At 57.6% G+C, this 10598-nt stretch carries 12 protein-coding genes and 2 pseudogenes; 7 read left to right on the forward strand and 7 right to left on the reverse strand.

Translation table 11 applies throughout. From position 1 onward, the window contains the following. Positions 1–390, reverse strand: a pseudogene (locus Q0239_RS16525) (class II glutamine amidotransferase); the annotation flags it as partial. 145 nt (positions 391–535) lie between these two features. Here Q0239_RS16525 and hisI point away from each other — a divergent pair. Beyond that, the gene (gene hisI / locus Q0239_RS16530) at positions 536–895 is read left to right on the forward strand and encodes a phosphoribosyl-AMP cyclohydrolase (RefSeq protein WP_298604897.1); all 360 of its coding nucleotides are present in this window, start codon (positions 536–538) and stop codon (positions 893–895) included. A gap of 17 nt (positions 896–912) precedes the next feature. Further along, positions 913–1419 carry a hypothetical protein gene (locus tag Q0239_RS16535; protein WP_298604899.1) on the forward strand — a complete coding sequence of 169 codons (507 nt, stop codon included), beginning with the start codon at positions 913–915 and terminating at the stop codon, positions 1417–1419. Here Q0239_RS16535 and Q0239_RS16540 read toward each other — a convergent pair. Further along, positions 1416–2441, reverse strand: a complete 1026-nt coding sequence (locus Q0239_RS16540) for an SPOR domain-containing protein (protein WP_298604901.1) — start codon at positions 2439–2441, stop codon at positions 1416–1418. The genes Q0239_RS16535 and Q0239_RS16540 overlap by 4 nt on opposite strands. 240 nt (positions 2442–2681) lie before the next feature. Here Q0239_RS16540 and Q0239_RS16545 point away from each other — a divergent pair, with 240 nt between their 5' ends. From Q0239_RS16545 to Q0239_RS16555, 3 genes are read left to right on the forward strand one after another with little or no spacing between them, the layout of a single operon-like run. Continuing rightward, on the forward strand, positions 2682–3398 hold the full coding sequence (locus Q0239_RS16545) for a ParA family protein (RefSeq protein WP_298604902.1): 717 nt from the start codon (positions 2682–2684) through the stop codon (positions 3396–3398). Between the two features lie 21 nt (positions 3399–3419). After that, a complete protein-coding gene (locus Q0239_RS16550) occupies positions 3420–4031 on the forward strand; it encodes a hypothetical protein (protein WP_298604904.1) in 612 nt (203 codons plus the stop codon). Positions 4032–4063: 32 nt separating this feature from the next. After that, positions 4064–5407 carry an SPOR domain-containing protein gene (locus Q0239_RS16555; protein ID WP_298604906.1) on the forward strand — a complete coding sequence of 448 codons (1344 nt, stop codon included), beginning with the start codon at positions 4064–4066 and terminating at the stop codon, positions 5405–5407. A 37-nt stretch (positions 5408–5444) separates the two neighbouring features. Here the strand turns inward: Q0239_RS16555 and Q0239_RS16560 are convergent, their stop codons facing one another. From Q0239_RS16560 to Q0239_RS16580, 5 genes are all read right to left on the reverse strand, one after another. Next, positions 5445–6662 carry a dihydroorotase family protein gene (locus tag Q0239_RS16560; protein WP_298604908.1) on the reverse strand — a complete coding sequence of 406 codons (1218 nt, stop codon included), beginning with the start codon at positions 6660–6662 and terminating at the stop codon, positions 5445–5447. Continuing rightward, a complete protein-coding gene (locus tag Q0239_RS16565; RefSeq protein ID WP_298604910.1) occupies positions 6659–7654 on the reverse strand; it encodes an aspartate carbamoyltransferase catalytic subunit in 996 nt (331 codons plus the stop codon). Before Q0239_RS16565 ends, Q0239_RS16560 begins: the two co-directional genes overlap by 4 nt. Before the next feature lie 35 nt (positions 7655–7689). After that, the gene (locus Q0239_RS16570) at positions 7690–8256 is read right to left on the reverse strand and encodes a hypothetical protein (protein WP_298604912.1); all 567 of its coding nucleotides are present in this window, start codon (positions 8254–8256) and stop codon (positions 7690–7692) included. Positions 8257–8282: 26 nt separating this feature from the next. Next, the gene (gene ruvX, locus Q0239_RS16575; RefSeq protein ID WP_298604913.1) at positions 8283–8747 is read right to left on the reverse strand and encodes a Holliday junction resolvase RuvX; all 465 of its coding nucleotides are present in this window, start codon (positions 8745–8747) and stop codon (positions 8283–8285) included. 135 nt (positions 8748–8882) lie between these two features. Next, positions 8883–9995, reverse strand: coding sequence for a DUF3089 domain-containing protein (locus Q0239_RS16580; RefSeq protein ID WP_298604915.1), 1113 nt, complete (start codon positions 9993–9995; stop codon positions 8883–8885). 149 nt (positions 9996–10144) lie between these two features. Between Q0239_RS16580 and gatC the strand changes: the two genes are divergently transcribed. Continuing rightward, the gene (gene gatC, locus Q0239_RS16585) at positions 10145–10432 is read left to right on the forward strand and encodes an Asp-tRNA(Asn)/Glu-tRNA(Gln) amidotransferase subunit GatC (protein WP_115548257.1); all 288 of its coding nucleotides are present in this window, start codon (positions 10145–10147) and stop codon (positions 10430–10432) included. Further along, positions 10432–10598 (forward strand): annotated as a pseudogene (locus Q0239_RS16590) (Asp-tRNA(Asn)/Glu-tRNA(Gln) amidotransferase subunit GatA); the annotation flags it as partial. The gene gatC and the pseudogene Q0239_RS16590, both read left to right, overlap by 1 nt.

The raw sequence follows: 10598 nt of genomic DNA on the forward strand, positions 1-10598 counted from the left end.
CAGTTCGCGCCGCAGATGAACGGCATTCGAGATATTGCCATTATGCGCGACTGCAAATCCGCCGGTGGCGAGGTCCGCATAGAGCGGCTGCACATTGCGCAGTGAGGTTTCACCCGTCGTCGAGTAGCGCACATGGCCTGCGGCTATGCTGCCGGGCAATGCGCGAATGACGTCTTCGCGGTCGAAATTTCCGGCAACATGGCCCATCGCGCGGTGGGTGTGGAATTCCTTGCCGTCAAAGCTGGTAATACCTGCCGCTTCCTGCCCGCGATGCTGGAGCGCGTGCAGGCCGAGCGCAACCATCGCCGACGCGCCTTCAGAGTTGTAAACCCCGAAGATTCCGCATTCTTCGCGCAGTTTGTCATCATCAAAGGGATTGGTGGTGAGCATGTCCAAATCGAATCCCGTGCCGCCAGAATTGCGCTGCCTATAGGCGGGCATGCGGCCAATGTCTCCCCCTTGTAACAAACCAGCGCGCAAAAATCGCCCGCTGCGGGTGATTGCCAGTCTCATGGGGCTCGGCTAGGCATAGGATATGACCGATCCTCGTGAGAGCGGGCTGCTGCTCGATCCGAAATTTGATGCTGATGGACTGTTGACCGCGGTGGTAATTGATGTGGCCGATGGCGAGGTGCTCATGGTCGGCCATATGAACAATGAAGCGCTGCAGGTCACACAAGAGACGGGCAAGGTCACCTTCTTCTCGCGCAGCCGCCAGCGCCTTTGGACCAAAGGAGAAAGCAGTGGCCACTTCCTGCACCTGATCGAGCTGCGTATCGATTGTGATCAGGATGCGCTGCTCGTGATCGCACGGCCCGATGGCCCGACGTGCCATACTGGTGAAAGGAGTTGCTTTTACCGACGCGTAACGGCGGAAGGCCTTGAACGACTGTGAGGGTTTCCAGTTCGATTTTGCCGATACTGGCAGTGATGCTGGCTGGGTGCGGTTCCAAAGACGCAAAGCCTTCATTGAAAGTCGATGGCGCAGGCGCAGCGCTTGAACAGCTCGCAATTGACAAGGGACTGATCCCCGATCCCGAGAGCCTTACTGTTGAGGGTCGTTTCGAAACTCAAAGTGATTTGGGCACTGACAAATTCTGCGCTGTTGCCGATGGCGGAGCGAATTATCGCGTTGGTTTTTTGTCTGTTTATGGCTCCGACAGCAAATGCGAAGCGCAAGGCAGTGCCGAGCAAGACGGCGACAGCTTGAAAATCACTTTAACTGGTAAGCAAAGTTGCAGTTTCACCGCCAGCTATGACGGCATAGTCCTTCGCTTTCCCGGAAAAGTACCCGAAGGGTGCGCTTCATATTGCTCTCGAAATGCGAGCATGAGCGGAACGCGCTATTATTTTGTCGATCCTGGTGCCGAGGCCGCAAAGCGAACGCTCGGCAGGGAAATTGAAAGGCTGTGCCCTTAAGGTGCGATCACCAGGCAACCTTGCCCGGCTGCAGCTGCCTTCACCTTTGAACACATAGCTTCGGCATCTGCTCGGCTTGCGAACGGGCCGGCTTGCAGGCGCGATACGTTGCCCGCCGGAACCAGATAATGGGAGGTCGCAGACAGCCCGCCGACTTTGGCTTGCAGGCTGGACCAGAGCTTTTTGGCATTGGCCTCACTACCAAATGCGCCCAGCTGTATGCGCCATTTGCCGGAAACTGCTGTAGTCGGCTTGGGCACCACTTTTGCTGGCTTGGTATTTTGTTCGCTTTCCACTCCATTTATGGGAGGGACGGTGCCCGGGAAACCCGGCGGCTGATTGTCGAGTGAATCGACCTGCTTCGATGGCGCTACATCGATTTTTTGTGCGACAGATACAGGCGGTTTGGTGTTGATCGGGAAGCCGGCAACTTGAGCGGCACGCACCTGAATCGACGATTTTTCAATCTCACCTGCTAGAACCACACCCTGTTGGCGCTGGTCGAGCGGGATATGTTTGTCCATTTCTGCAAGACTCCGCGAAGCGGGCGAAAGCCCCGAAGATGAAGCGCGTGTCATCAAGGCATAAGCACGCACCCAATCCTTTGGCGCATTGACGCCATTGAACAATTCGGTGGCGAGCAGATATTGTGCCCTTGGTTCTCCGCGTGCGGAAGACGTTTCAAGATAAGGAAGCGCCTCTTTGACTTTGCCTTGGTAATGATAGAGGTGGCCCAGGCTATCTGCGGCCTGCAAATGCCCTTGTTTGGCAGCGCGTTGATACCAGTCTGCGGCCAAGTTTAAATCCTGCTTTACTCCGCGGCCGAGCTTGTAAGCTTGCCCCATATTGAATTGCGCGTCGGGGTCGCCTTTCTTGGCCGGCTCACGCCATTCTTTCACTGCGCCACCAAAGTCGCCGTTTGACCAGGCATCGACCCCCGCTTTGACATCGGCAGACGCAGGTTGCGCGGCCATGATAAGGCAGGCCGCGAAAGCATATGAGGAGAAAGGCAGTTTCCGCATGTTCAACTCCATAGAGCATTTGCCACGCGGTTAGCGCGTATCTGCTGACATTTAGTTAAATTCCATGGTGAAAGCCTTAACCTTTTACATCCATTAACGATCCAACATTCAGGACATGCAATTCGACGTCTGTCCGCCGCGAAAACATTCGCGATGTGCAGAATCCCAGCATCAGCGTTAACCGATTTTTAGGCCTGTTCTGTCACATCCCCTCCAAACAGCTTGCAAAAGGGGAATAATGTGAGGGTTCTCGCATTGGCATCACAAAAAGGCGGATCGGGCAAAACCACTTTGTCTGGCCATCTTGCAGTACAGGCACAATTGGCAGGCGCTGGGCCGGTCGTCCTTATCGATATCGACCCGCAAGGGTCGCTCGCCGATTGGTGGAACGAACGCGAAGCCGACCTGCCGGCCTTTGCCCAGACGACGGTCGCTCGCTTGGCTTCGGACCTTGCCGTTCTTCGTCAGCAAGGTTTCAAGCTAGCCGTCATTGATACCCCGCCGGCAATTACCATGGCTATTCAGAGCGTGATTTCGGTTGCCGAACTGATCGTTGTTCCTACCCGACCCAGCCCGCACGACCTTCGGGCTGTTGGCGCCACCGTCGATTTGTGCGAACGGGCAGGCAAGCCGCTGATCTTCGTGGTCAACGCGGCAACTCCGAAAGCCAAGATCACTTCGGAGGCTGCTGTCGCGCTGTCGCAGCATGGCACCGTTGCCCCGATTACGCTGCATCACCGCACCGATTTTGCGGCCTCGATGATTGACGGCCGCACTGTCATGGAAGTCGACCCGCAGGGCCGCTCGGCAGAAGAAGTCCGCCAGCTCTGGTCCTATATATCGGATCGCCTTGAAAAGAATTTCCGCCGCACGGTGTTCAGTGCGCCCGCCGCCGCCAATCCTCAGGTTGCCCAAGCCCGCCCGATGGGTGGTTTTGGTCGCCGGGTCATCGGTTAATCAGGTCTGGGGGCGATGAACATGAGCGAACCCAAACCAATAGCTTCTCTCTCTTCTGGCCTGCTGGCCCGCAAGGGTGCTGCTCGTCCGGCGATGCGCCGTCAGTTGATTGGCAACAATAATGGTGTTGCTGCAGCGGGCTCCATTCAGGACGACTGTGGTTGGAACGATATGGGCTATGATATGGGCTATGACGTAAACCCAGATCCGACCGCGCCCATGGATTATGAGCATGACCAAGGATTTAATCCGCTGGCCAATGCTGTCCCCGAGGTGAAGCCTGAAGTCAAACAGCAGCAGGAACGCATCGCGGAACAGTTGCAGGTTCAGGCAGAAGAAATGGGTGTGGCCGAACAGGATATGCCTGCTGCACCGGTTGTGCCGATTATCGCACCGCGTCCAGTTGCCGTCAAAGCAGCTGTTGCGAAACCACGAGCCGCACCCGGCAGCAAGGAAAAGTCGGCGTTCACGCTGCGTCTTGATGGCGAACGGCATCGGAAGCTGCGTCTGGCCTGCGCGATCAGCAACAAGTCGGCCCAGCAACTCGTAACGGCAGCGCTCGATTCCTTCATCGATGCAATGCCTGAAATTTCTACGCTCGCGGCACATGTGCCCGGAAAAAAATCGGCCTGAACGCCAACCCTAACCAAGTCTGAGGTATAGTCATGAAGAACAAGACTCTCATAAAGCTGGCATTGTCGACCGCAGTTGTCGGATTCACTGCCTTGGGTGGGGCTGGCGTAGTCGCATCAAGCGCCGCTACGCATGCGTCGGTCGATGCAAATGCCAAAAAAGCGCACAGCTGGGCAAAGAAAGCCGAAAAGCTTTTCACCAAGGGCAAGACTGACAAGGCTTTGGGCTTCGCCGAAGCTGCGGTTGAAGCCGATCTGACCAATATGGAATATCGTTCGCTGCTGGCGCGCATTTACATGACGCAGGGCCGATTTGTTGCCGCCGAACGTACCTTCATGGACGTGATGGAATTGGGCCAGGTCGACGCCCGCACGGTGATCGGTGTGGCGCTGACCCGCATTGCACAGGGCAAGGTGGATTCGGCGATCTCTCTGGTTGATGCCAATCGCGCTATCCTTCCTGCCAGCGATTATGGTCTTACTCTTGCGCTCGCTGGCGACAGCAAGCGTTCGGTTGACGTGCTTGTAGACGCAATTCGTGCGGACAATGCTACCGCTCGCACCCGTCAGAACCTCGCACTGGCTTATGCTCTTGATGGCCGTTGGCGCGAGGCTCGCATCATGGCGGTGCAGGATATGCCGCAGGATCGCGTCGATGACCGGATCGTCGAATGGGCGCAATATGCACGCCCAGGAGCTTACCAGACACGCGTAGCAGGTCTGTTAAATGTAACGCCGCGCGCCGATTCAGGTCAGCCGGTTCGTCTGGCGCTGGGTGGCGCAACCACTGCACCCGTCATGGCGGCGGCAGAAGAGCCTACACCTGTTGTCATGGCATATGCCGAACCGCAAACGACGGAACTGGCCGCTGTCGGTCCCGCACCTGTTGCTGATGGCTACAGTGAATCCGACGTTCGTATCGCAGCTGCAGTTGCTTCGGTTTCAAATAACGAAGCGCCGTTGATTAAGGCACCTGAGGGTCCTGCAAAGGCCGCAGAAGCAACTCCCGCGCCGAAGCCGGTCAAGTTGGCACTGGCAGATGTTCCTGCGCCGACGGCCAAGGTCTCGGGCAAATATCTCGTCCAGCTCGGCGCGTTTTCCTCGGCCGGTAATGCGCAAAAGGCTTGGAACCAATATACGCGGAAGCACAAAGTTCTGAGCGGCTTCACTTCAGCAAGCTCAACCGTGAATATCAAGGGCAAGACGCTGACGCGCCTCGCTGCTTCAGGTTTTGGCAATTATCAGACAGCAGCCGCTGCTTGCAGCCAGATCAAGAAAGCTGGCGGCGATTGCGTTGTGAAGACAGTGGATGGTTCGGCACCGGTCCGCATGGCTGCAAAGCCTGCGCGTAAGCCGGTGAAAATCGCCGCGCGCTAATCGCACACAAAAATCAAATTTGCTGAAGGGCGGCGGATCAGATGATCTTGCCGCCCTTCATGATTTTGCGCACCCGCCCTTGAACGGGCAGCTTGTCGAATGGCGTATTGCCTGCAAGCGCCGCCATCTTGTCGCTATCGACCTGCCACGGGGCATCGGGGTCCACAAAAATCAGGTCAGCCTCGCGTCCAACTTCTATCGAACCAGCATCGACCTTCAATATTTTCGCCGGGTTCGTGGCGAGCAATTCGAACAACCGGCCTATCGAAATATGGCCTTCGCGAACAAGGTTGAGCGTCAGCGCGAGCAATGTCTCCGCTCCCGCCATGCCGGGCGCGGCGTCGGCAAAGGGAAGGCGCTTGTCTTCGGGGCCGCGCGGGTCGTGACCCGACGAGATGACGTCAATCGTGCCGTCGGCGACCGCGGTTATGCAAGCCAGTCGGTCATCCTCGCTGCGCAGCGGAGGGGATAGACGCGCAAAGGTGCGGAATCCGGTGAGCGCGGTATCCGAGAGGAACAGATGGGCAGGGGTGATTCCGCAAGTGATTTTCACGCCTTTGCCCTTCGCCTCGCGGATCAAGTCCAAACCGTCAGCGGTTGTAACTTGCCTGAAATGAAGATGCGCACCGGTTTCAGCTGCCAATGTCAGATCGCGCTGGATCGCCAGTGTTTCGACGGTCGGCGAAGCGCTGGGTAGGCCCAACAACGTCGCATTGAGGCCGGTGGTTGCAACAGCATTGCCTGCCAAGCCAGCATCCTCACTATGCACGAACAGCGGCAAATCCAGCATCGCGCAATAGCGCATCAGCCTCAGCATCACCCCCGAATCGGCAATCCAGCGGCGCCCGGTCGCGACGCCCAGCGCACCTGCATCCTTCATCATGGCGATTTCGGCCATATGCTGACCGTCGAGATCCTTGGTTGCCGCGGCGAGGGGGTGTACCCAGAAATCGGGCTTGCCCTTTCGACCCGCAAAGCGGATCGTGGCCGGATCGTCATGCACGGGGGATTGGTCCGGCATCAACGCAGCGCGGGTAATCCCGCCAAAGCGGAAAGCGGGCTTGTCGGTCGCGAACACGCCTAGATCGATGATGCCGGGCGCGACAATCAACCCCTCGGCATCGACGCGTTCGCCAAGTGGATCCGCCTTGCCAACCTGCTCAATGCGCTCTCCCGAGACATGCAGATGCGCTGTTTCAGGGGTTGCTTTGCCGGGGAGGATGACCTGGCCGCCGAGAATATTGGTGCCGCTCATGACCAGCCCTCCACGCCGCGCGCCCTTCGCGTCAATATGTCGAGGCATGCCATGCGCACAGCGACGCCCATTTCGACCTGTTCGGTAATGGCGGAGCGCTCAAGGTCGTCGGCGATGTGGCTGGCTATCTCCACCCCGCGGTTCATCGGCCCCGGGTGCATGACCAACGCGTCGGGCTTGGCCAGCGCCAGCCGCCGCGAGTCGAGCCCGTAGAGGTGGTAGAATTCGCGCGGGGATGGGATGAAATCGCCCTGCATCCGCTCGTTCTGAAGCCGCAGCATCATCACGACATCGCTGCCCGGAAGCGCGGCATCAAAGCTGTTGAAGGCTTCAACGCCGAAGCTAGCGATACCTTCGGGCATCAGGGCAGGGGGGGCGACCACGCGCACCTGCGCGCCCAGGGTCGTCAGGCTGATCATGTTCGAACGGGCGACGCGGCTGTGCAATATATCGCCGCATATGGTGACCGTCAGGCCGTCAATGCGCCCTTTGCGGCGGCGGATCGTCAGCGCGTCAAGCAAGGCTTGTGTTGGATGTTCATGCGTGCCGTCTCCGGCATTGAGCACCGGGCAATCGACCTTTTGCGAAATCAGATCGACCGCGCCTGAACTGCCATGGCGGATGACGATGGCGTCGGCGCGCATCGCGTTCAGTGTCATCGCCGTATCGATCAGCGTTTCACCTTTTTTGGTGCTCGATTGCGCGACATGCATGTTGACGACATCCGCACCCAGCCGCTTGCCGGCAATCTCGAACGACAGCAACGTGCGGGTGCTGTTTTCGAAAAAGGCATTGATGATGGTCAGCCCGCGGAGCCGGTCATCGCGCTTGGCGGCGCCGGAACGGTTCAGGGCAACCCATTGTTCGGCCTCGGAAAGGATGAACTCGATTTCCCAAGGCTGGAGCCCTGCTATGCCCAGCAAATGCCGGTGCGGGAAGGCGGCGGAACCTGCTGGAAAGCGGCCCGGTGAAGCTGTTGATGGCGATGTCATTAAAGCCAGTGCCTTAGGCGCGTTGGCGCTGACTATCAAGCCACGTTGAACATACCCATCACGTGTCGAACGGTGGGGTTTTGGTGTAGCAGCTTGTTATCTGCGTTAGATAGGTGATCCCATATCGTTTTTAAGGTCAAAAGTTCGAGTGCGTTACCCTTCAGGTTCTTCTGAAACTGTTCGTTCAGCGTCCATTTCAAAGGGTCACCCGAGAATTTCGTGCAGGCAGTAACATGTACGAAGTTAGCCGAACCAGTGCGCTGATGTACTGCGCCTTTGAACGCACCACCCCATTCGCCGAACGCCAATTCCCGAAATGCCTTTCGCGCATCGCGGTCGTGAACATTTCCGCCAGTGGAAATTGCATTGATCGCGTGATCAATTTTTATTCCATCTGGGTGACCTTTGCAGCTTACTGCGTAGATTTTATTTGATTTTTTTGTCAGGTGAACAGCAAGGATATCTATATCGCTGCTGCCATGTGCATATTTCGGGTCAATTTTTGAAGTAGTCGGTATCTGATAAGGAACGTTCTCGATTGTGAAGAAGCCCCTTGTTTGAAAGTAAGTTTTCACAAGTTCTTCAAAGAAATTAACTGCCATAAGAACTAAATGACTATCATTTCTTCCTAAATCGTCAACGCATCAATTGCGCCCTGCAAGATATGCGCTGCTGCTGCACTGTCTATCCGTTCTGCGCGTTTGGCTCGGCTGAGGTCGGCTTCGATCATGAAACGTTCAGCAGCAGCTGTCGACCAGCGTTCGTCCCACAACAGGATAGGCAGGCCAATATCGAGAATGTTGCGGGCAAAGGACCGGCTTGATTGGCTGCGGGGGGATTCGCTGCCATCCATGTTGATAGGCAGTCCGATGACGACGCCGGCGGTTGGACGGCTGGCAAATCCCGCCCGGAACAACCCCTTGTCCCTTGCGAATTTGCTGCGCGTGATGAGATCGGCGGGGGAGGCGAAACTCCAGCCCGCGTCGCAAAAGGCGGTGCCAATAGTCTTGCTGCCGACATCGAGCCCGATCAGCACGCCGCCTTCGGGCAGGGCGGCGCGAAATTCGGGGGCGGAGGTCGTGATAACGGACATCACTTGTCTCTAATACAATTCGTCATTCCCGCGAAGGCGGGAATCCATCACCCACCGTTGAAATTTCATCCGACGGTGATGGACCCCCGCCTTCGCGGGGGTGACGAAGTTTTGGTATGACGGGTTGAGCGAAGCTCACCGCGCCAGAAATTTCTCTATCCTCCACAAGGCATCGGCACGGACATTCGCCCAGAACAGCGGGTAGTCATAAACGTGATAGTTGTTGCCCGGCAGCACATAGGGGCCCATTTCAGGCGGGTCGCCGATCAGCAGGAAACCGCGCTGGTCGCAACGGGCGGGGATCGCGGCCTTCACCAGTTCGCCCGTCTTCATGTCGTCCGATGGTTTCAGCGTGCCCAGATTCGCCTCAGCGCCAGCCTCTATCGCAGCCCCACCGGTCAGCGGGTTGGTGCACAGCATGTTGGTGTTGGCGCGCGACTGGCCGTTGAAACCGGTAGTGCTGTCATACACTTTCAGGATGCGCTCATATTCGGCGGGTTCGGCAAAGCTCTGCCACGCCAACATACATCCGGTCTGGTCGGGGGAGGTGCAGGCGGGAAGACCCATTTCGGGCAAGTCGGTATCGATCGACACTGGCCAGCCGACCGCATAAGCGGCGACAATGCGCTTGGCGATTGGTTTACCTGCGACACGGTCTTTCAAAAGATGCGTCAGGTGCAACGCGCCCTGGCTGTGGCCTGCAAGGATGATCGGCCGATCTTTCTGCACCTTGGCAACAAAATCGTCAAAGGCGAGGAGGACGTCCTGATAGGCCGCGTCCAATGCCTGCTGCCCTTCGGGCTTGTCGGTCAGGAAGGCGCCAATAGCGGCCTGGCGATACCGCGGGGCCCAGATTTCACCCGACGCCGCAAAGGGCGAGGCGAGCGCCTGCAGGAACTGCCTGGCCGGATCCTGCGACAGCTTGTCGTCGAGCGGCGCGTTCCAATGGGTCTTGTCCATATAAGAGGTCGGGTGGATGAAGAAGATTGCGGCTGGCCCCGGAACCTCGATTTTCTCTGCACCCACTGGTTGCCAACTCGTCACATTGTTCGCGCCACTCCGGCCACGGGCAAACCACATGGCCGGATCGTCATAGATGTTGGTGGCAAAGGCCTTTTGCTCTTCAAATTTTGTAGTCGGCACGAAGGCGAACTCGGTGAGTTCTTTTTCGTAAATGCGCACGACAAAGCCGCCCGCGATCACCAGAGTGATGATGGCAGCGATCAGGTAAAGAAATTTGCGGGCCACGTTGGGTATATCCGTTTGCTTTGTTCTTTGCGCGGCATTTAGCCGATTGGAAAAAAATAGCACCGGATATTTGAACGCAGGCTGAAAAGCAGTGCTTTTCGGGCGCAGTAGGGTTGATGCTGCGACTGCACAATGCTAGCGGCCCCTTCATGTCAGTCGATAAAGATACCGTGAACAAGATCGCGCGGCTCTCCCGCATCGCGATCAGTGACGAAGAAGCCGACAAGATGGTCGGGGAGCTGAACGGCATCCTCGCCTGGGTCGAGCAATTGGGCGAGGTGGACGTGACCGGCGTTGAGCCGATGACCGCCGTCATCCCCAACCATCTGCGCCTGCGCGACGATGTCGTCACCGATGGCGATGTGCGCGAAAAGGTGCTCGCCAATGCGCCCGCCCGCGAAGGCAGCTTCTTTGGCGTGCCGAAGGTGATCGAATAATGACCGACCTGACCAAATTGGGCGTAGCAGCCATCCGATCGGGCGTTGCCAATGGCGAATTCACTGCCGTTGAGGTCGCCGAAGCCTTCAACGCCAATGTCGCGGCGGCAAAAGCCCTCAACGCCTTCATCGTCGAAACGCCCGAAATGGCCGTTGAGGCAGCAAA

It is taken from the genome of uncultured Sphingorhabdus sp. (genome assembly GCF_937872355.1).
Lineage (GTDB): Bacteria > Pseudomonadota > Alphaproteobacteria > Sphingomonadales > Sphingomonadaceae > Sphingorhabdus_B.